General features: G+C 38.0%; 17 protein-coding genes. 8 read left to right on the top strand and 9 right to left on the bottom strand.

The annotated features are described in order from the left end of the window. Positions 1-6: 6 nt before the first annotated feature. The 5 genes from LVD15_RS22380 to LVD15_RS22360 form a co-directional block, all read right to left on the bottom strand. Positions 7-1,314 carry a sensor histidine kinase gene (locus tag LVD15_RS22380; protein WP_233777422.1) on the bottom strand — a complete coding sequence of 436 codons (1,308 nt, stop codon included), beginning with the start codon at positions 1,312-1,314 and terminating at the stop codon, positions 7-9. 56 nt (positions 1,315-1,370) lie between these two features. Continuing rightward, positions 1,371-2,039 carry a response regulator transcription factor gene (locus tag LVD15_RS22375; RefSeq protein WP_233777421.1) on the bottom strand — a complete coding sequence of 223 codons (669 nt, stop codon included), beginning with the start codon at positions 2,037-2,039 and terminating at the stop codon, positions 1,371-1,373. Positions 2,040-2,272: 233 nt separating this feature from the next. Next, a complete protein-coding gene (locus LVD15_RS22370) occupies positions 2,273-3,067 on the bottom strand; it encodes a leucine-rich repeat domain-containing protein (RefSeq protein ID WP_233777420.1) in 795 nt (264 codons plus the stop codon). Between the two features lie 418 nt (positions 3,068-3,485). Then, a complete protein-coding gene (locus tag LVD15_RS22365; protein WP_233777419.1) occupies positions 3,486-4,526 on the bottom strand; it encodes a TlpA disulfide reductase family protein in 1,041 nt (346 codons plus the stop codon). A gap of 116 nt (positions 4,527-4,642) precedes the next feature. Further along, positions 4,643-6,367: a sensor histidine kinase gene (locus tag LVD15_RS22360; RefSeq protein WP_233777418.1), complete on the bottom strand. Its 1,725-nt coding sequence runs from the start codon at positions 6,365-6,367 to the stop codon at positions 4,643-4,645. 556 nt (positions 6,368-6,923) lie between these two features. Between LVD15_RS22360 and LVD15_RS22355 the strand changes: the two genes are divergently transcribed. Together LVD15_RS22355 and LVD15_RS22350 are read left to right on the top strand one after the other, a co-directional pair. After that, positions 6,924-7,742, top strand: coding sequence for an AraC family transcriptional regulator (locus tag LVD15_RS22355; protein ID WP_233777417.1), 819 nt, complete (start codon positions 6,924-6,926; stop codon positions 7,740-7,742). Between the two features lie 182 nt (positions 7,743-7,924). Beyond that, positions 7,925-8,293, top strand: coding sequence for a VOC family protein (locus tag LVD15_RS22350; protein WP_233777416.1), 369 nt, complete (start codon positions 7,925-7,927; stop codon positions 8,291-8,293). Between the two features lie 117 nt (positions 8,294-8,410). On the opposite strand, the gene nhaD is transcribed toward LVD15_RS22350, so the two are convergent. The 4 genes from nhaD to LVD15_RS22330 form a co-directional block, all read right to left on the bottom strand. Continuing rightward, complete coding sequence (nhaD, locus tag LVD15_RS22345) at positions 8,411-9,688, bottom strand: sodium:proton antiporter NhaD (protein ID WP_233777415.1); 1,278 nt, start codon at positions 9,686-9,688, stop codon at positions 8,411-8,413. Positions 9,689-9,790: 102 nt separating this feature from the next. Then, positions 9,791-10,996, bottom strand: a complete 1,206-nt coding sequence (locus LVD15_RS22340; RefSeq protein ID WP_233777414.1) for a DUF763 domain-containing protein — start codon at positions 10,994-10,996, stop codon at positions 9,791-9,793. A gap of 53 nt (positions 10,997-11,049) precedes the next feature. After that, positions 11,050-11,595, bottom strand: a complete 546-nt coding sequence (locus LVD15_RS22335) for a chromate transporter (RefSeq protein ID WP_233777413.1) — start codon at positions 11,593-11,595, stop codon at positions 11,050-11,052. A gap of 6 nt (positions 11,596-11,601) precedes the next feature. Further along, positions 11,602-12,174, bottom strand: coding sequence for a chromate transporter (locus LVD15_RS22330; RefSeq protein ID WP_233777412.1), 573 nt, complete (start codon positions 12,172-12,174; stop codon positions 11,602-11,604). Between the two features lie 239 nt (positions 12,175-12,413). On the opposite strand from LVD15_RS22330, the gene LVD15_RS22325 reads away from it, so the two are divergent. The 6 genes from LVD15_RS22325 (at position 12,414) to LVD15_RS22300 (ending at position 20,808) form a co-directional block, all read left to right on the top strand. Then, positions 12,414-14,129: a DEAD/DEAH box helicase gene (locus LVD15_RS22325; RefSeq protein ID WP_233777411.1), complete on the top strand. Its 1,716-nt coding sequence runs from the start codon at positions 12,414-12,416 to the stop codon at positions 14,127-14,129. A gap of 335 nt (positions 14,130-14,464) precedes the next feature. Continuing rightward, positions 14,465-15,646 carry a M57 family metalloprotease gene (locus LVD15_RS22320; protein WP_233777410.1) on the top strand — a complete coding sequence of 394 codons (1,182 nt, stop codon included), beginning with the start codon at positions 14,465-14,467 and terminating at the stop codon, positions 15,644-15,646. Between the two features lie 148 nt (positions 15,647-15,794). Next, positions 15,795-17,015: an ATP-grasp domain-containing protein gene (locus LVD15_RS22315; RefSeq protein WP_233777409.1), complete on the top strand. Its 1,221-nt coding sequence runs from the start codon at positions 15,795-15,797 to the stop codon at positions 17,013-17,015. A 12-nt stretch (positions 17,016-17,027) separates the two neighbouring features. Then, positions 17,028-19,028 (top strand): hypothetical protein, encoded by a 2,001-nt coding sequence (locus LVD15_RS22310; protein WP_233777408.1) that lies wholly within the window; start codon positions 17,028-17,030, stop codon positions 19,026-19,028. Then, a complete protein-coding gene (gene alr, locus LVD15_RS22305) occupies positions 19,022-20,179 on the top strand; it encodes an alanine racemase (protein WP_233777407.1) in 1,158 nt (385 codons plus the stop codon). Before LVD15_RS22310 ends, alr begins: the two co-directional genes overlap by 7 nt. A 41-nt stretch (positions 20,180-20,220) precedes the next feature. Continuing rightward, a complete protein-coding gene (locus tag LVD15_RS22300; RefSeq protein ID WP_233777406.1) occupies positions 20,221-20,808 on the top strand; it encodes a hypothetical protein in 588 nt (195 codons plus the stop codon). Positions 20,809-20,848 lie beyond the last annotated feature (40 nt).

Raw genomic sequence — 20,848 nt, 5'->3', positions numbered from 1 at the left:
AAATTGTTAATTGAAGTTGATGCTTATGGTGGTGCCTTTGCCTATTATGCTGTTTACAGCCAGTTCAGCTTTAATGGCTTCTGCACACTTTTTTACTATAGATAAGCCCAAGCCATGACCTTTGATGTGTTTGTATTGAAGGCTCTCTGAGCGATAAAAGCTATGGAAGATTTTACTCTGATCAGCCTCTTTTATGCCTATTCCATGGTCTTTTATAGAACAAATTACCTTATTATCGATCTCCTGAGCCTGGATATGTATAACCGAATTATCAGGTGAATATTTGATGGCATTACTCAGTAAATTGTCTATGATTAGGCTGGTGTAATAATTTGGAGTCAGGAGCTTTTTACTTTCATCAAAATGAAATTGAATAGTTAAATTTTTGCTTTTAATCTGTTTGTCAAAGCGAGCCAGAGATTCGGTAATGACAGCAGGAAGCTGTATAAATGATTGTTTTTGTGGGTTAGAATCTAATCTTGCCAGGAGCAATAGCTGTTCCAGTATGGCAGTCATCCTATCTATTTCCTGTAAACTATAGCGGATCTTTTCTTCATAATCAGCTTGAGTTCGCGGTTTTCTTATTAGCACCTCCAACGTGCCTCTCAGCGTGGAAAGTGGTGTGCGCAGCTCATGAGAGGCATCTGAAGTAAATTGCTTTTCCTTTTCAATGGCATTTTCTATACGACTCAGCAGATCATTGAAATTAGTTGAGAGATCATAAATCTCATCCTTGTTAAGAGGAAGGTCTACACGCTCTTTCAGGTTTTGTTTGGTAATTTTAGTAATAGTACTGGAAACCTCTTTGACAGGACGTATGCTTCTGCCTGCCAGAAAGCGAGAGAAGAAATATAGCCCTGCTAATACTGTCAGGTAGCAGATAATAAGTGCATTACGTAAATTTAGGATAACGGATTGTTCTGATTCTGAGGACAGTGCGGCTAAAATGTAACCTTTTACTTCCCCATTTTCTTCAATTGGTAATTGTACCTGACGAACCGCTCTATGGTTGAGAGTGGCATTAAAATGACCTCCCACAGCTGTTTTATTAAAAGGAAGCGTTCCTCCCTTGAGATTCGGAGATCGATCCATAATAGTGCCGTGCTCATCAGTAAGCTGAATAAAAACCGGATTGACTTGCACCTCAGTATGCTCTCGTTCTTCCCACTCAGCCTTGTTTATAAACTGAATACTTTCATCAGCCACCTTGATTTCTCCATAATGTTTGTGTGCTTCATAAGATAGGTCGCTATCCAGGTTTCTCATTACGGTTTGGTACACTGAGTAGTAAATAGCACCAAATAATATTGCCATGATCAATGCCGTAGCAATCATGTAATAAAGCGCAATTCTGTTTTTGAAACTTAGATTCATAGCTCCTTAGCAATATAGCCTACACCTCTTACTGTCTGAATATAATTATCATCATCCATTAACAATAGCTTTTTGCGCAAAGCATTGATATAAACATCAATCACTCCTGTGTTGTAATCAAAATGGATGTCCCACACACTTTCAATAATTCTGGTTCTGCGGCATACTTTTCCTTTGTTGCGCATTAGGTATTCGAGTAGAGCAAATTCTTTCTGTGTGAGGTTGATTTCCTGCTCATCTTTATGTACCTGATGGGTATCTGTGTTTAAGGTGATATTGCCTAAAGTAAACAAATAATGATTACCTGATTTAGGTCTTAGTTGTACCTTTATTCGTTCTAATAACTCCTCAAAATTAAAAGGCTTTTTTATATAATCATTGGCTCCGGCACGCAGACCAAACACGGTTTCATCTACTGTATCTTTAGCGGTAAGAAATATTATTGGTGTTTCTCTGTTTACCTTTCTAAACTGAGTGCAAATCTCAATTCCGCTGTGACCGGGGAGCATCCAATCGAGCAAAAGTAGGTCGTATTCATCACTCAAAGCCATTTGCAGGCCTGACTTTCCATCTTCTGCCAGGTCTACTGCAAAGGCTTCTTCTTCAAGACCTTGCTTAAGAAAAGTGGCAATGCCAGTTTCATCTTCTACTATCAGTATTCTCATCGGCGTAAAAGGTATGCTCTTTATTAAGAGCGTATTAAACCTAACACAAAATTACGAAAATCAATAACTTAGGTTTTCTTTATTGTATGAATGAAAAAGACGTGATAAACTTTTAAGGGAATTTTAAGATTAATGCTTTTGGTTAGTCTTGTTTGTATCCTGTGTGGTAGCATTTTACTAAAAGCATCTTATTTTGAAAGTAATAAAACCAAATTTATAATTGAAACTTATAATCAATTATAACCATCCACTTTGCTAATTTCAGATAAGTAAGGAGCTATTGGTGACCAATCATCTATATCAAGACCTCGGAGGTCAAGGTCGGCACCTCCGTTTTTCCATGCGCCGGGCGTACTATCAAGCAGAGCGCCCTGTTGCATTAAATTAGCCAGAACCTTTAAATCGGTTACTCCCGTATTTCTGAGATTAACACGATATAATGAGGTGAATTGAGCAATGGTGTTCATACCTTTATTGCCAATAGGCACTTCTCTGATGATCAGTTCTCGTAACCCAGTATTGTTAGCTATAGGACTTATATCTGTAATATAGGGAACGGTGTTGGCATTTAGATAGGTCAGCGATTTGTAACTAGCTAAGGGAGATAGATCGCTTATATATGTGTCGTTAAATTTTAAATATTGTATCTGCGTAAGCTCAGCTATGGGGCTGAGATCAGTAACGCTGCTTTCCCCAAAACTTAGGTAGGTGAGGTTGGTGGCATATTCTAGGCCGGTAAGATCTTTAAGATCTGTAGCGCCGTCTAAGTGAAGTGCAGTGAGTGAAAGCATGGCATCCTCTGTAATCTTACTTGCAGAGTCGAGTGAAAGTTCCTCTTTAATGGCTGCTGATAGTATTGGATCAGGAATGGCAACTACGTTATTGCTTTCTACAGCAACAGTATTTCCCACTTCTTCCTTCACCATCTTGTTCTCAGGGTCCACGTCGTTGTTTTCATCTTCAGAGCAGGCTAAACTGGTAAACAGTGCGGAAATTAGGAGTGTTCTGAATAATGTTTTTCTGATCATCGGTATAAACTTCAGTTATTTTTTCCAAAAAGCTATACTTATAAAGCAGTTAATGGCTAAAAGTGTTTACAACTTTACTGATTGTTAGCATAGCTTAATAGATTTAACTAATTTGATTGCGACTTAAAAACTATTTCCATTGAGTTTTTTCATGTAGTTTCCTGCCGTATGTCGCGGTTAAAAAGCGCATTCTGTATGGAGGGAATGCGTTGTTTCATTATGTGAAATTTCTAAAAAATGCATAGTGCTGAGTTATACAAGATAATGAACGTGGTTTGCTCAGTTCGTAGTATACATATGGTCAGTTATTTACTGTTTATGCATTAAGTGAATTTTGTTTCTATGATAGCAGTTTCAGCCTTTTGTCAGAGGGGTTTGAGTTGTTAATTATCTTGCAATATCTGAACCTATAATGAAATTATTGGGGGCCTTGGTTGATTGTTTCTCTTTTGTTATTGTATAATAATAACTCGAGTTTATCATTCAAAATGTCTCCATGTAAATCACGTCCTACAATGGTGCCGTTTTTATCTATCAGGAAGTTATCTGGAATGCCGTCTACACCATAAATGAGAGAGGCCAGGTTACTCTGACCTTTAAAATCATTAACATGAAGCCATATAAGGCTATCATTTTGAATGGCCTCCATCCAGCGGTTCTTGTTTTCGTCTAATGAAACGGCAAAAATCTCAAATCCTTTTGGGTGAAAAGTCTTATATACCTTTAGTAATTCTGGACTTTCTTTTCTGCAAGGCGCACACCAAGATGCCCAAAAGTCTAATAAAATGGTTTTTCCTTCTAATTCTGCTAGAGACTTAAGATTTCCTTCCTCATTAGACATTTCAAAATTAACGTATTTATCACCTAATTGTAGATTTTGGTTCAGCTTTAAAAAATTGCTGATCACCTTACCATATTTTGAGGCTTTGTTTTTATCTGTAAAGTTTTGAAATAAAGCTGCTGTTTTTTCTTTATCAAAAGTGCCATAATATAAATACAATATCTCTGCACTTACAATGCTTTCAGGGTGTGACTTTACAAACTCTAATTCCGCAATTTCTTGCTCTTCTTCGGTCAAAGTATCTAGTGTCAGGCGTAATTTTTGGGCTACTTCTTCGGTTTCTGATCCAGATACCAAGGCCCGTTCAAAAGGCATATTGGTTGCATCGAACTCCATAGCAGTATTTTCTAACCATATAAATCGGTATTTTTCATAGCCTTTGGTTCTTAAAACAGCGTGATACGGAAAGTCTGGTAATTGTGTGTTAAAGGTAAATGTGTTATTAATAACTATAGCTGAATCGAGCAAATCAGTAATCTGACTGTCAGCATTGTCAAGGTAAAGCACGGTGCCATCTTTAAGGGCATGGGTTTTTCCTTGTATTGAAAACTGATCTTTAGGATTATGATTACAGGCACAGAACTGTACCAAAACAAATAGAAAAATGGTGGTTTTCATGTTATCAGTTTTTTACTTCTGATATATCAAAAGTAACAATTGATCAGGCCTTAAATATATGAATATTATAATAAAGAATATATTTAAAAATCTTTTATTGTGTCATATTGACCATATTAGATGTTAGGCAAAGAGAAAAAGAATGTAGATCCCTTTCCTGGCTGCGACTCAGCCCATACTTCACCACCATGTAATTCTATTATTTTATATACTATGGCCAGGCCAATGCCTATTCCTTCATATTTATCTTTACTTTCTAACCGTTGAAATGGCTTTAGAGCCTGATTGAGGTCAGTTTGGTCAAAACCAATACCATTATCTGATATTTGGTAGGTAGTAAAGTCGTCACGAGAATCAGCATGAATATAAACCTTAATATCTTCCTTACCTGATGAATATTTCAGCGCATTAGAAATAATGTTACTAAATACCTGACTAATGAGTACTTTATCTCCATACAAGTTTAAAAGCCTATCAGTAGTTATTTTTGGTTTTTGAGCTTTATAGGGGTAGCTTACTTCATCTATAATATCATAAATTATGTTTTCCACTGCCACCCATTCCTTATTAATGCTGGTATGAGAAAGTTGTGATATCTGCAATATTGAAGTGATAATCGACTCCATTTTAGAGGTGTTATTACTTATAGCAGTAAGGTATTTTGTTTTCATGGGCTCAGGGAGATTGGAGTCAGTCAAGAGTATTTGACTATAACCATTAATTATCCCCAAAGGAGAACGTAAATCGTGAGCAACGGAATAAGAAAACTTTTCTAGCTCTGCATTGCTCTTTTTTAGATCGTTTTGTGCTTCAATCAGCTCTGTTACATCAGTAATAGCAATGGCTACGCCTATAATTTCATTGTTGTTATGGATAGAGCGACAACTTACATTGTAAAATTTGTTTTTAAAATCACTTTTAATATTAAAATCAAATTTATCTACCTTGTTTAGGCATTTACTAACACAGTTAATTATTCTATCTCCAAATGAGAGATTATGAAAAATGTCAGTAATTAGCATGCCATTATGAATGCTTTTAGGTAGAAAATCCGGGCTATTACGGCTCATATGGCTGATGTGCATAGCCTCATCAACATTTATGATATATAGATTCTCAAAGCTATTAATACTGGTAGCAAACTGACGTGTGAGTCGGTTGATCTGCTGTTCGTACTTTTTGTTTAAGAAGTCTTTAGCATTGAGCCTGACTCCGGTTCTCCATAACATGAGAGTTATTAATACGATAAAAAGCGATGAAAATAGTGAAATTGAAAGATTGGTAGACCAATGACTTAGTTCTGATAAGTTAGAAACAATATAACTAAGGGTAAATATCAGCAGAATTGAGATAGGTAGTATTCGGCGAATAGATATGGAACCCATGTAGGGTGAAGAAATGACCATCATTACGCCCGTATTATAGGTAAATGCCAAAAATGAAAGGCAAAACAAGAAGAATGACAAAGCAGTATTGATAGCCATAGGGAAAAACTCTAGCAACCCCATAAACTCTGTAGCCTGATTAAAGTAGCCAAAAATGAAGAAGAAAGTTTGGCAGATAATGACGAAGGCTATAATCTGAGCTGCGTAAGTTCGAGGCTTTTTACTTGTGTGTAGAAATAAGCAAATAAAGCATAGAAAGAAGGAAGAGGCTGTGTTTAAGGCCATCCGTCTAAATTCCAGATGACCTCCCATTTCTAGTTTATTATGATAGAGTAAAAGATCTATTTGAAAAGGCAGAATACGGAGTACACATAGAAAGTAGATTATTAATTCTAGCAGCGCAACTGCACCAAGTATCTTAAAAAATAAGGGCTTTCTATATACTATTAGGATCATGCATATACTCAATATGCCGAAATTAATAGCCGTAAGAGGATTCATGGCAATGTTAAAAGGTGAACGTAGCACGTTTAGGTCGAAATGCCAATCCAACAATACACTAAGCGCATAAATCAGAATGGAAAATTGTACAATTAAAACTGGACGCCTAAAGCCTTTTGACATATTTTTCATGAGTAAATTAAATGAAACCACAAAAGAACATAATTTTTATAAAAGAGGTTATTTAAGATACAGGATTTGTATTACCTCTGAAAGCTTAATTATAATTAAATTGATGTGATATAATATTAAATAAAGACTGTTTGTGGTGGGTTTATCCTTAAATATTTGGGTGCAAATTATCGAGCTTAAGTTACCTCAACCTCTTTCTTTATATCGTTTTACGCCTTCTTAATTATTCATTATAGAAATGATACTTTTTAATGAGGACATTAACCCAAACTGATCAGATCACTTGAATTACATGCATATGCCTGTTATCGCTTGAATGAAATTCACTATCTTGATGTATAAAAGAGTGGTTATTTCTCATAACTTAATGTAATTAGCCATGTACTATGAAACCTATCCACCACATCCTGACTTAGAAGCTATAGTTAGATGCTACTGGGTGCTGGAGGTACCTAAAGCCTTAGACGCTCCCAAACAGCGAGTGATCCCTGATGGCACCATAGAAATGTGCTTTATTTTAGGAGATGATATAAAGAGGTACACCACAGATAAGGACTTTATTATACAACCGAGGGCAATGGTTTTTGGACAAATTACGCGCCCTTATTTTGTACAGCCTACGGGATATGTTAATACATTCGCGGTACGGTTTTATCCTTACGGATTTGCTAATTTTATTGACAGACCTATTAAGACTTTGGCAGATAAGGAAACGTCGATTACGGAATTATTTGGAGAAGAGGCAAAGGAGTTAGAAAATAGGATCATAGAAGCTCCCACTACTGAATCAAGAATAGAAATTATAGGGAATTTTTTGCTGCAGAAATTAATCAATCCTATCACCATTGATCATATTGTGGGGTCTACGCTAAAGGCTTTATACGCTACTAAAGGTAGTGTTTCAATCAGCTCAATTCTAAAAGATGAACCTTCAAAAAGAAGAAGTTTAGAACGAAAATTTTCAAAGCAGGTAGGTATTAGCCCTAAACAGTTGGGCAGAATTATCAGGCTGCAAGCTGTTTTGAAGCTCATGCATGAGAGACAAGAAGAAAACCTGACATCCATCGCTTATGAGAGCGAATATTATGATCAGGCTCATTTTATAAAGGATTTTAAGCACTTCACAGGGGTTAATCCTAAGCAATTTTTTACTGATGCTGAAATGATGTTATCGTCACTTATCTACTCAAAGGATTAGGTTCCTGTCGCACTTTTACAATTTCCAGAAAGGCAAGTGTGGTATCTATGCAGTATAACCAAGTCTACTATTATGCTGCAAATGATTTTTAATCAACCATTGTCATGCTGTGCTTTACTTTATTTACTTCAGCTAGTGTTGAAACAACAGGGCTTAGAAGTACAAACCAACCGCCTAATAACATGAAAAGCTTAATCTCTATTTTTGAAATTCCGGCTACAGATATTAACAGGGCGGTGGCTTTCTATCAAACTATACTAGATATTGATATTGAAGTAATTGATATGCAGGGAATGCCTATGGGGCTGTTTCCCAGCGAGGGGCAAGCTGTGTCTGGAGTTATCACTCAGGGAGAAGGATACGAACCTTCATCAAAGGGAGTATTGGTTTACTTTAACGGTGGAGAGGATCTCAATGTAGTCTTGCGGAAAGTGGAAAAAGCAGGAGGCGAAGTGCTCATGCCCAAAACACTCATTGATGAAGAAAATGGCTATTTTGCTTTGATTATGGACTGTGAAGGAAATATGGTAGGAGTCCATTCTCCTCACTAAATGGCGGGCTTGTTAATAGCTTTGGCGGGGAATAATTAAGAATGAAGCGTAAACAAAAATCCCTTTCAAAAATCTGGTTACATGATCTTTGAAAGGGATTTATAATATTATTAGTATTTAGAAATATAAAACTTCTAGCAAGTAATATGCTGCACCTGCCACATAACCTATAAAGGCAGGAAGAGTTATTTTTTTCAAATACCAGAAAAATTTGATTTTGGCCATACCCATTACTGCTACACCAGCGGCAGAACCTACTATTAATAAGCTACCACCTGTACCAGCACAGAATGCTGTAAATTCCCATAACTGATGATCCATAGGAAATTCAGAGATAGGATACATACCCATAGTTGCCGCTACTAATGGCACGTTATCTACTATAGATGATAAGATACCCATTACGAAAACTATTGCATCTATATTACCGATAGTATGGTTCATCCATTCGGCCAGATTTTCAAGTATGCCGGCATGCTCAAGAGCTCCTACGGCCATTAGTATACCTAAGAAAAACAATACGCTAGGCGCATCTATTTTACTTAATGCATGTACTGCTGAATAAGGTTTTTTCTCTTCTTCATCTTTCTTGAAGTGAATTAACTCAGAAAGTATCCAAACTAAAGAAAGGCCTAATAACATTCCCATATAAGGAGGCAAATGAGTTACTCCTTTGAAAATCGGCACAAAGATTAAGGCTAGCAAACCTCCAATAAGCATTCTCCAGCTACCTTTAACTTTTTCCTTTTGCAAGGCTTTTTCTTCATCTTTATGTTTTCTGTCTAACTCACCTTTTAATGACCTACTTAATATGTAGGTAGGCACAATAGTACAGATCACACTAGGTATAAAAAGTGATTTCATAATGGCCAAAGAACTGATCTGACCACCAATCCATAACATAGTAGTGGTTACGTCACCAATAGGAGACCAGGCACCACCTGCATTGGCTGCTATAATTAGCGCCCCTGCATAAATATTCATGTCTTCCTTATTTTTTATGAGCTTTCTTAACAAAGAAATCATTACAATAGAACATGTAAGGTTATCTAGCAATGCAGATAAAAAGAATGCAATGCCCACAATCATCCATAGTAATGTTTTTCTGTTAGAGGTTTTAATTCTGTTTGTAATTACATTAAAACCCTGGTGAATGTCTATCAATTCAATGATAGTCATTGCTCCCATAAGGAAAAATAGAATTTCTGATACACTACCTAATTGTAGTGTTAGGCTTTCACTTACTCCTTCAGTATGATCGCTTCCTAAAACAAAAACAACCCACGTAACCACACCCATATATAGGGCGATAGCCGTTTTGTTTATTTTTACGACCTCCTCTAAAGTGATAAGTAAATAACCGAAAATAAAAACTGAGATAAGATATACCACCATAGCCTCTTCTGCTTATGAGAATTCTAATTTTTCATAGTGAAAAATAAAGAATCCTCCTCTATATTTAATTTTAAATTTGTTTCCTCCGGCGGAGCCGCAAATCTACTGAAACAAATCCAGTTGACCTCTAGGTGGTAGTGAATTTCCGAACACCGTTTTGCCTCCATATTTGTAAGATTCCTGGCGTTCTTTTTCAATTATTTTGTCAAATCGCGTTTCATCAGGCACGAAATCGTTTTCGGCCTTTTGAGCAAGTAAGTGAAGTTTTTTTATCGCATGTTGTTTATCCGAGTATCCAATTTTAGATTTTTCAACAGCATGCTTTAAAGTACTGATAGTTTCGTCATAAATGTGGGTAGGAACGGGGAAGGGATGACCATCTTTTCCGCCATGAGCGAAGGAGAATCTGGCGGGGTCCTGAAAGCGTGAAGGGGTGCCATGGATCACTTCACTAACCAGGGTTAATGATTGTAATGTTCGGGGCCCCAAACCATTGATAAGAAGCATATCATCAAAGGTCTTTATGGCAGGGTCATTAGCAAGTGCAAGTACGCTTCCTAGTCTTTTAAGGTTTACATCTTCTTTTTTAACATGATGCCGACGAGGCATGATTATTTTACGTGCCTCTTGCATCATTTTGAAAGAATCTTCTTTGCCTATTTCTAAAATGCCGCTTCTGGTTTTATCAGCGCTCTTTGAGGTCAGGTTGAGAATAAGGCCTTTGTTAATTCCGCATACGCCGGTATGAGGCTCTTCTATGAATGATTTCACATTTTTGGAATGCCAATGATAGCGCCTGGCCATGCCATTAGTATTATTCATGCCCTGCTGCACCACCGCCCATTCACCTTTATCGGTTACTATAAAAGAGTGTAAATAAAGCTGAAAGCCGTCTTGAATAGCAGTATTGTCTACCTTGGCACTGAGTTTACTATGGTGGACCAGTTCAGTACCATTAATCCCGGTTTTATCAGCTAAAGCTAGTAATTCGGCAGGCGTTTGGCGTGAATGCTTGCCTCTTCCTCCACAGATGTAGATGCCCAAGTCATTGGCTATAGGGTTAAGGCTTTTCTTTAAAGCACCCATTACTGAGGTGGTAATTCCTGATGAATGCCAGTCCATACCGAGCACACAGCCAAAAGATTGAAACCAAAGCGGATCACTTATTTTGGCCAGAAATTCAGTTTTACCGTATTCTATTACTATAGATTCTACTATCGTTTGCCCCAGCTCGGCCATTCTTTTGGCTAACCAATAGGGGACTTTGCCGCCATGTAAGGGTAAATCTGCTGTGCCTGATCTTCGCATGGCACTAATTTACTAATATATTTAGTTTTATGTAATTTATTTAGCTTAAAGTGCTAAAGTAAAATCATTCCTACTATGGCAGATAGTATGATTAAAAATATGGGATTAAGCTTAGTATAAAAGTGCTGTATCACTGCTATGGCAAGACATATGACTATAGGTTTCCATTCTATAGAGAAACCTTCTCCTTTAAAAAAAGTGGTTTCAGCAATTTGAAAACCAGCATACAGTATTAAAGCCACAGTCACGGGTTTCAATCCATTAAATATAGCTTCTTTAATGGGATGATTTTTTACTCTGGCTAATACTTTAGAAAGTACTAACATTACTATAATAGAAGGAGAGGCTAATGATAAGGTCGCTATTATACCGCCACCTACACCTTGTACCTTGTTTCCCACGTAAGTGGCAGAGTTCATAGCTATGGCGCCAGGAGTGACCTGCGCCAGAGATAGCACATTCAAAAATTCATGGCTGTTCATCCACCCTTGTTTTTCGAACTCTATGATGAATAATGGTACCATGGCTAAGCCACCACCAAAACTAAAAAGGCCGATCTTAAAAAATACCCATATCAGGGTGAGGTAATCGTGCAGCATGATATTCTATTTTAAAGTGATTTTAAAAGCAATAAATCCGGCTATGGCTCCCAGAATAATAATAAGTATTGGGTGAGCCCCCAGTAAAAGGCCAATAAGAGCCAGAAGGAATATAGCTACCGATATATTACCCTTAATGCCTGTTTTAAAGAGTTTGATGAATGATTTGCCAATCATGGCGACGAGACAAGCACGTATACCTAAAAAAGCATTCTGTAACCAAGGTAAGTCAAAATGGCTGCCTGCCAAGTGGTATACCAGACTGATAATGAGCAATGAGGGGAAAATGATGCCAAATGAGGCTACTAGTCCACCCCAGGCCCTTCCTTGCTGATTACCAATAAAAGTGGCTGCGTTAATAGCTATAGTGCCTGGTGTCATTTGTGAGAATGATATGATCTCTAATAAATCATCATTAGAAATCCATTTTCTCTTATGAATGAGTTCTTGCTCTAGCAATGGAATCATGGCATAACCACCACCAAACATAAAGAAGCCCACTTTGAGGAATGAAATAAACAACTGTAACTGTATATGAGGCTCTGAGCTGGCAGTGCCTTCATTTGTTTTTAGAGCCATATAGTATAGTAATTATAAAGCATAAACCTTTCAAAAATCGAATTCGCACAAAGCTAGTTAAAAGCGTTGGGTGAATTCATTAGAATTACATTAAAGGAAAATTAAAATCAAAAGGTAGTTAAAAGGCTCAAATGAGAGTTTTTAAGCGGCTTTATAATAAAGCTTGGAAATAAAGGGTTTATCTATAGTAAATCCATTAAATAGCAGTACCTTTGCTTTTTATTTAAAAATAATATCCATTGACAAATTTTTCTAATCTGGGACTTTCAGATCCTTTACTGAAAGTGCTTACAGAAATGAATTTTGAAGAGCCCACCAAAATTCAGCAGCAAGCCATTCCTGTTTTAATCAATGAATCTCACAGAGACTTTATTGGTTTAGCTCAAACCGGTACTGGTAAAACGGCGGCTTTTGGTTTGCCACTGTTAGAGTCTATAGATCCTACTTATAAAGGTACTCAGGCTGTGGTATTAGCTCCTACACGAGAGCTGGGTCAGCAAATTGGTCAGCAGCTAGAGTCGTTTTCTAAGTACATGAAGGGTGTGAAGATAGCTACCGTTTATGGTGGTGCATCTATTCAGGGGCAAATACGTGCTTTGAAGCAGTCTCCTCAGATACTTATAGCTACTCCTGGCCGATTACTGGATCTGTTAAACAGAAAGGCAGTACAGCTTACCGGTGTTCGCTACGTAGTGTTAGATGAAGCTGATGAGATGCTCAACATGGGCTTTAGAGAAGACTTGGATCATATCCTTTCTTATACCGAAGGCGAGAAAGCTACCTGGCTTTTTTCTGCTACTATGGCTAAAGAGATCAGAGACATTGTAAAAAAATACATGCATGATCCCAATGAGGTAAAGATAGATTCAGGTAATGTGGTGAATAAGAATATTGATCACCAATACTTTGCTGTTAAAGCTAAAGATAAACCTTCTTTACTTCAGTATATTATACAGTTAGAGCCCGATATGCGAGGCATTATTTTCTGTAGAACAAAAAGAGATACACAAAGCATAAGCGAACAACTTCAGAAACGTGGTTTGCCAGTAGACGCACTGCATGGTGATATGTCTCAGGCACAAAGAGACCAGGTAATGAAGAGGTTTAAGAATCATACATTAGAGTTTTTGCTTGCTACAGATGTGGCTGCCAGAGGTATTGATGTTAATGATATTACCCACGTAATTCATTATGCCTTGCCTGATGATGCCGAATATTATACTCACAGAAGTGGTAGAACAGGTAGAGCAGGTAAAAAAGGGATTTCTTTGAGTTTAGTAAGTAGTTCTGATCAAAGAAAGCTTAAGTTTTTACAGAAGAAGTTAAATATTACTTTTTCAGAATATACTCTGCCTAGTCCGGTAGCTGTAGAAAATCAAAAACTAGTGGCTTGGGCCAAAAGAATTACCGACGTAAAACCTGATTATGAAGCTATTAATAGCCATCAGGCCGAGATTTATGCATCTTTTGAGCATTTAACCAAAGAAGAACTGATTGACAAACTGCTTACCATTGAAATAGATAGTTTTGGTATAAGAGAACCTTCTTTTGATGTTGCAGATCTTGATTCAGTTAGCTTGGATGGTAAAGGAAGCTCAGGAGGAAAGTATAAGAGATTTTTTGTTAACATAGGTAAAATTGATGGCTTTGGAGCTCCTGATCTGATAGACTTTATAATGGAGTACTCAGGATTGAATAAAAAGGCTATTGGTAACATAACCATGGAAGACCGACGCTCTTACTTTGAAGTAGAAAGAGAAGAAGCTTCTGGTATTGAAGCAGCTTTTAAAGATCTGATGCTTGATGACAGAGAGATTCGTGTGAATGCAGCAGAAGGCCGATCTGGTAAAAAAGGAAAAGGAGGAGATCGTCGTGGTGGTGGACACGGAGGTGGCAAATCACGCCAAAGAAAAGGCGGCGGTGGCGGCAGAGGTGGCCGTAACAGAAGAAGATAATTATTATAAGTCATTCTTATATATTAAAGCCGGTGTTCCCGGCTTTTTTTGTGAGGTTGCATTGCAAGTTGAGTGGTCAGATTCATTTGCTATGCAACCTTTTTTTATAGCCATTTTACAGTGTAGCGGAGTACACTTAAAAATTGCTTACATCAGGCATCAGATCTTCATTAATAGTTGATGATTAACTGTCAGATTATCAGTGTAATTTTGCTTTTAAAAACATAAAATATTACATGGATGGAATTGGCGTAGGGTTAAGGTTATTGCCTTTTTGCAAACGGTTGCTATATTTATTAATAGCAATTAAAAATAAACCTAAACCCAAAATTAAAATGAAAAACTTTCGAGTTTCCCTGCTAGGGGTATGTCTAATTTTCACTCTCTTTTTATTTTCTTGTAATGATGAATCTGAGGTGATCCTTCAGGATGAAGAGCCATTAGCTATTACTGGTGAGGTAATGCAGCAGTTTAAAGAATTAGGGCTTGATCCTAGTGATATGCGATCTGAATTGACTCATGATGTAGCTACAGGCAAGTCTAAGCCCGTGTATGTGCTTGAAAATGATATAAGAATATCGCCAGCAGAGCTAAGAGAGATGCTGGAAGATTATGGAAATGGTAAACCTATTACTGAGCAATACCGAACTACTAACCTGGTAGCTGCTCCTAGAACTATCAGTGTGTTGGGCTATTATTCTTCTTCTGGCAGTTCTTCCTCTTACCTAGATGCTACCATGAGATCAGGATTGCAATTAGCAGTTGAGAATTATAATGAACTAGGCCTTAATATAGATTTTACTTTAAGCTTTGGTACTAACACTGGCGCATATGATATAGTGGTATCCAGAGTATCAGGTAATGGAGGTGGCCAGGCAGGTTTCCCTACAGGAGGTAATCCTTACGGTAGTGTAATTATTCAGAGCGGTACCTCTAATTATGGTCTTGATGTGGTAGAGCATGTCTTAACTCATGAATTAGGCCACTGTGTTGGCTTCCGTCATACTGACTATTTCAATAGAGCCCTTTCATGTGGCAGTGGTGGTAATGAAGGTACAGCCGGAGTGGGAGCTATCAATATCCCTGGCACACCTGGTACCACTAATGTTGATATGAATTCAATCATGTTAGCTTGCTTTAGTGCCAATGAAACTGGTGAATTTAGCTCTTATGATATTACCGCTTTAAATGAGCTTTACCCGGGAAATGACACACCTACTGATCCTCAGCTTACCGTGTCTACATCTTCTCTTTATCGTGCTTATAATTCACCTGCTACCACGGTTAATGTGAGCTCTAATTTATCCTGGACAGTGAGTGAAAATGCCAGTTGGTTATCAGTAACGCCTACTAGTGGTTCTAATAACGGAAGCTTTACAGTATCTACATCTTTCTATAATCAACCATGCGAACCTCCAAGAACCGCAACCATAACAGTATCTGGAGGCTCCATTACCAGAACTATTACAGTAAGTCAAACTTCAAGACCTTTAAGAAGAGGAGAGCAATGTCCCTAATTTTTAGTTAACTTATTTATTAAAGGCCACTTCTTGTGGCCTTTTTGTTATTTGAAATATTGGAAAATTTAAATTATTCGAAACATTATTGGCGCTCAGAGCCTTAGTATAATAGAGTATTATTCTATAACCTAAAAATAAACCTATTATGGCTCAGTGTTTTGCACTTATGGGTTGGAGTTTACCTGTAATCGAGAGTATGCAAAAACTCAACAAACCCTTTGTGGTTGTGTCTTTCCCCGATTTTGAAAACTATGCTAAAGAAAATGATATTCCTTTCGTACCCTATCAACTCAACGAATGGAGTGATAGCTCAAATTCTTTAGACCTCGCCGAAAAGTTAAGCCCATTTAATGCTGATGTGGCTGTTCCCCTTTTTGAAGAAACTGTAGAATGGGCCGGTGCGCTTAATTCTATTTACAGAAATGATCCCAGAGTATTAAATAGAGCCTTTCTATTTAGAAACAAAGCCATGATGAAGCGTAAAGCGCTTATTGGTGGTTTAAGAGTAGGCTTGTTTGAAGAAGTATATAATCGTGAAGGCGTGAAAAGTTTCATGCACAGATTGAATGAAGCTAACCTTCAGCTCCATGGTGAAGAAGATAGCTGGGTACATATTAAACCTTTTGCTTCTGCTGGTACTGTCGGTCATAGGCTATTGAGATCTATGAGTGACATCGATGAAAAAGTAGAAGATGAGGATTTTCCCTGCCTGGCAGAGAGTCACCTTTCAGGACAAGAGTTTTCTTGTGAAGCTTTTGTGCATGGCGGTAAAGTTCGCTTTCTAAATATAACTGAATATGTGAGATTAGGATATTCTAATTTCATACCTGAGGGTAACTACCTTAACTCTAAGAGAGATCGAATATTAGGAGAAGTTCAAAAGCTGGTAGACATATTCGGTATAGAGTATGGTATGGTGCACCCAGAATGGTTCCTTACAAATAAAGATGAGATTAGCTTTGGCGAGACTGCCTGTAGAATTCCTGGTGGTCATATTCTTGAATTGGCGGCTAAAGCATATGATTTCGATGCACTGGCAGCATTCGTCCTATGTCATGACCCTAGTCTTACTGAAGAAGAGTTGCAGGAAATACTGCCTCCAATGGATGCCAGGCCTCAGACCTTTTATGGTAATGTGATGATTTATCCTCATAAAAACAGTATTTCTAAACTAGAAATACCTGAAGAGCTTAAAGAGGAGCCTTACTTTCTGGATCATAACCTAGTACCGCCAATGACTACCCAAAAGATTAGCGATAGAGCTGGTTTTGGAAACCATTTTGGTACGGTTAACTTTAAAGGCGAAGATCCAGATAGGATGCGTGAGCTACTATTACATTACGAAAACGTAGATTTTTATTTATAAACAGCAATATTAATGGTGGAAAATGGAATGATCCAACAGGAAAATGACCGGTTGGAAGAAGTGTTGAAGGAGCTTAAAGAAGCCACCAAACTTACTAAGGCTGATAAAGCCAGTAAGTTAATGGGGCAGCTGGATTTACTGGTCGATACTCAAGAGGGTATCGATTTTGTTTATAATAAAATAGCTGAAATTACCGAAGCGGGTGTTTTTGAAGGCTCTGTTTGGAATAATACCGACAAGCTGGTTCCCGCATTGGTAAATGGCACCTATAAAAGTGGTCACCCTGGCTCTACTATTGAGGTGCTGAGTGAACTGCGAATATTGGCCATTGTACAAGGCGACCTTACTGATGAGCATATGGGGCCCAAGGAGGCCTCTGATTTCTTAGAAGAGGTGCTAGTGGCCAATCTGGAGTTTGTATTCAACGAGCCTTTAGAAGAAACCCGTTTGATGATGAGTGATCATGAGCTCAAAAAGGTGCATAGCCTTTTTAACTATATCTCTGAGCGCATTCATCTAGATGGTATTAAGTCTAAGCTGGTGGAAGAGCTAACCCTCATTTGCGAACAGAGGCCTGTGGTAACTGAGAAACAGCGTAAGATCATTGCTCTTATAAAAGAGAAAATGGATCTCAACCCTGATAGTCCGGTAGATGCGGAGTTGCTCGGTTTTCAGAATAGCATATATTGTCCTACCACAGGATCAAAGGATAAATCTCTTAAAGAATATAAAGAGTACTTAACTGGCCTGGATGAGCAAGAGCTACGCAGAGAAGCCGGAGAAGCGGGTAATGCCATGCTTAAGTATGGTTTGGTAAGTCCATATCATGGTAAACTTTTGCTTTATCTGGTGAAAAAGGGCTATGATAAAGCGGCTTACATAAGTTTAGGTGTTAGCGCAGTAGGAGAGGCCAAGTGGTTTCAGTATCAGGAATATATCTCTAAGTTGATATTAGAAACTGTTCGTCCATATAATTGCCAGTGTATTTATGGGTTATCTAATATGCTGGAAAATGGTATCATCTCTCGCTCTGCAGTACGCTCAGGGCTTTCAAATATAAGAACCATTACGCTTCATCCTAAGGTAGAGAACAGGATCCTGAAGTCTAACATTGAAAGAGATCCTGAAGAGAAAATAACGGCATTACAATATTTAGTAGGTGCTCTGATCAGAATTTTAGGACAGCCGCTAGGAGTGGGGCAAGGTAATAATCCTACCTGCCAGTCAGCCCGTGGTATAAGCATGTGGAGCCAGTATGCTCCCGGCAAGCTTATTAATATGGTGATGACCGCTGCCACGCATAATGACCTTACTTTCCGCTTTGAGGGGCAAGAGATTACGGCTTCATTGGTAGGAACAGGCTTAGTGCAAAAGCTGGACTATAACTTGGACTCCGTGTCTGTGGTGCTGGTAGGCATGCTGGATAAAATCTATAATGAGATGATGCTTCGTGCTTCTGGCCGTTTGGAAGATCCGCATAAATGGGTTAACCCGGCGCTCTATGGGCAGTGGATTCAGATTGGGTTTGCCTCAGCTTATGATTATAAATATAATGCCATTGTGGATTTTAATGGTTTTGTCAAAATATTTTACGCCACTTCGCACCCGGAATATAATGGTAATCATCAAGTGATGTACCCTAACCCTGTTGGTATTTTTGTTACTACCTCCACAGGTAAAATGTTAGGTTTTCATGCTGTATCATTGCTTAGAGTAGATCAGGATCCTGAAGGTGAAATGCGGGCTTATTTTCTGAATCCTAATAATGAAGGTAGGCAGGACTGGGGGCAAGGAATAAGGCCTTCTGTATATGGAAATGGTGAGCTACATGGTGAATCATCATTACCAGTACACCAGTTTGCAGCCAGAATGTATGCTTTTCATTATAATGTGCTGGAAGCAGAAAACCGAGTGAACGATGTGCCGGAAGAAGCAGTGGAAGAAGTAAAACAATTAGCCCGAGAAAGTTGGGGGCAATCATATAACTGGATAGAAACAAATAAAAAATGGTAAAACATTCGTCGAGGATATTTTTAAACCAAACAGCATTAAAAGGAAATTTTAATTTTATAAGAAAAAAAGTGGGCGATAATGTGAGAATATCGTCCGTAGTAAAAGCCAACGCTTACGGTCATGGTATAGGTACTTTTGTGCCTATGGCCGAGAAGTGCGGCATCAATCATTTTGCTACTGCCAGTGCCTTTGAGGCCGAAGAAGTATTAGGTGCCTGTTCTGAGTCAAGCAGTATTATGATTATGGGGCTGCTTTATAATGAAGACATGAAATGGGCAGTTCGTAATAACATAGAGTTTTATACCTTCAACTTAGATAAGCTTCAAAATGCATTAGAGGCGGCTAAAGAAGTAGGAAAACCGGCGAAAATTCACCTTGAGGTAGAGACAGGAGCTAACCGAACAGGTCTCCAGGCCGATGAGTTTGGTAAAGCATTATCCTTTTTGAAAAAGCACCATGAATACCTCATTTTTGAAGGCCTTTGTACCCATTTTGGTGGAGCAGAGAGCCTTTCTAATCAGTTTAAAATAGATTCACAACATAAAAGGTATAAGGAATTTTTAAAGCAATGTAAAGCTAAAAATGTTATGCCTAAATATCGTCATATTGCCTGCTCTGCAGCGGCTTTGGCATACAAAGATACACTTTACGATATGGTAAGAATAGGGGTGGCTCAATATGGTTTTTGGCCTAGCCCTGATATTTACTATATGCATTTACAAGAAACAGGTAAGAAAAAGGAGAATACTTTAAAGCGGATTTTTAATTGGAAAACCGATATCATGGACCTCAGGTCAGTGAAGGCGGGTGAATTTATTGGTTATGGTACCGCTTACCAGGCTACACATGATATGGATGTGGCCGTACTGCCACTAGGGTATTCTAATGGGTATCCAAGAGCGTTGTCTAACCGAGGTCATGTGCTAATTGGTGGAAAAAAAGCCCCAATTGTGGGATTAATCAACATGAATCTTTTCATGGTAGATGTTTCTCATATTACTGATGTTAATGTAGGAGATGAAGTGGTGCTAATAGGCAGACAGAATAATAATGTGATTAATATTAGCTCTTTTACCGATTTTACGCAGCTTCTCAATAATGAAATGTTGAGCAGATTACCATCAGCCATACCCAGAAAGGCTGTAAAATAGATTCAGGCACGCTTCTTGACTTATTAAGTGTTATGAAAGTTATGTCAGATCAATCAAAAACATCAGACTTAAATCTGGAACAGTTTGCGCAAAATAAGCAAATACCAGAAGCATTAAGTAAGGAAGTGCTCACCGCACTTTCTTATTACCCTGAGCTTAAGGATACACGAATTCGGTTTGTATTTAAAGACAATATCAGAAAGTCTTTTATGCAGGCCCAGCCACTCATCAAGTCCATGTTTAGCGGACTACAGAATAGAGAATATGTTATTTTCATGAGTCGTTTTTTTAAGATCGGCAAGGAGAAAATTTTCATTCATACTATTCCTTCTGAAGTAATAGTGGGTTGGGTAGGGCACGAATTAGGCCATGTAATGGATTATAAAAATCGGGGCTTTTTCTCTATGATTAAGTTCGGAATTGGTTATTTAATATCAAAGGCTTTTATCATAGGTGCTGAGCGGGTGGCTGACACCTATGCCATTCAGCATGGACTGGCAGATAAGATTATAGCCACCAAAAATTTCATATTGAATCACTCGGATCTTCCTGAGAAATATAAGGACAAAATAAGGAAACTCTATATGCCACCTGAAGAAGTAATGATGATGGTAGAAAGTAAATCCTAATCTCATTGGCAGTGGAGCAGAACTGATCTATTTTTGAAAG

It is taken from the genome of Fulvivirga maritima (genome assembly GCF_021389955.1).
GTDB classification, from domain to species: Bacteria; Bacteroidota; Bacteroidia; order Cytophagales; family Cyclobacteriaceae; genus Fulvivirga; species Fulvivirga maritima.
This window is presented reverse-complemented; position numbering and strand designations above follow the sequence as displayed.

What these genes read in the sequence shown, in the direction of transcription:
- LVD15_RS22380 (WP_233777422.1), bottom strand. Translation starts at nt 1,314, where the DNA reads ATGGCAATATTATTTGGTGCTATTTACTACTCAGTGTACCAAACCGTA.
- LVD15_RS22375 (WP_233777421.1), bottom strand. Translation starts at nt 2,039, where the DNA reads ATGAGAATACTGATAGTAGAAGATGAAACTGGCATTGCCACTTTTCTT.
- LVD15_RS22370 (WP_233777420.1), bottom strand. Translation starts at nt 3,067, where the DNA reads ATGATCAGAAAAACATTATTCAGAACACTCCTAATTTCCGCACTGTTT.
- LVD15_RS22365 (WP_233777419.1), bottom strand. Translation starts at nt 4,526, where the DNA reads ATGAAAACCACCATTTTTCTATTTGTTTTGGTACAGTTCTGTGCCTGT.
- LVD15_RS22360 (WP_233777418.1), bottom strand. Translation starts at nt 6,367, where the DNA reads ATGATCCTAATAGTATATAGAAAGCCCTTATTTTTTAAGATACTTGGT.
- LVD15_RS22355 (WP_233777417.1), top strand. Translation starts at nt 6,924, where the DNA reads ATGTACTATGAAACCTATCCACCACATCCTGACTTAGAAGCTATAGTT.
- LVD15_RS22350 (WP_233777416.1), top strand. Translation starts at nt 7,925, where the DNA reads ATGAAAAGCTTAATCTCTATTTTTGAAATTCCGGCTACAGATATTAAC.
- nhaD (WP_233777415.1), bottom strand. Translation starts at nt 9,688, where the DNA reads ATGGTGGTATATCTTATCTCAGTTTTTATTTTCGGTTATTTACTTATC.
- LVD15_RS22340 (WP_233777414.1), bottom strand. Translation starts at nt 10,996, where the DNA reads ATGCGAAGATCAGGCACAGCAGATTTACCCTTACATGGCGGCAAAGTC.
- LVD15_RS22335 (WP_233777413.1), bottom strand. Translation starts at nt 11,595, where the DNA reads ATGCTGCACGATTACCTCACCCTGATATGGGTATTTTTTAAGATCGGC.
- LVD15_RS22330 (WP_233777412.1), bottom strand. Translation starts at nt 12,174, where the DNA reads ATGGCTCTAAAAACAAATGAAGGCACTGCCAGCTCAGAGCCTCATATA.
- LVD15_RS22320 (WP_233777410.1), top strand. Translation starts at nt 14,465, where the DNA reads ATGAAAAACTTTCGAGTTTCCCTGCTAGGGGTATGTCTAATTTTCACT.
- LVD15_RS22315 (WP_233777409.1), top strand. Translation starts at nt 15,795, where the DNA reads ATGGCTCAGTGTTTTGCACTTATGGGTTGGAGTTTACCTGTAATCGAG.
- LVD15_RS22310 (WP_233777408.1), top strand. Translation starts at nt 17,028, where the DNA reads ATGGTGGAAAATGGAATGATCCAACAGGAAAATGACCGGTTGGAAGAA.
- alr (WP_233777407.1), top strand. Translation starts at nt 19,022, where the DNA reads ATGGTAAAACATTCGTCGAGGATATTTTTAAACCAAACAGCATTAAAA.
- LVD15_RS22300 (WP_233777406.1), top strand. Translation starts at nt 20,221, where the DNA reads ATGTCAGATCAATCAAAAACATCAGACTTAAATCTGGAACAGTTTGCG.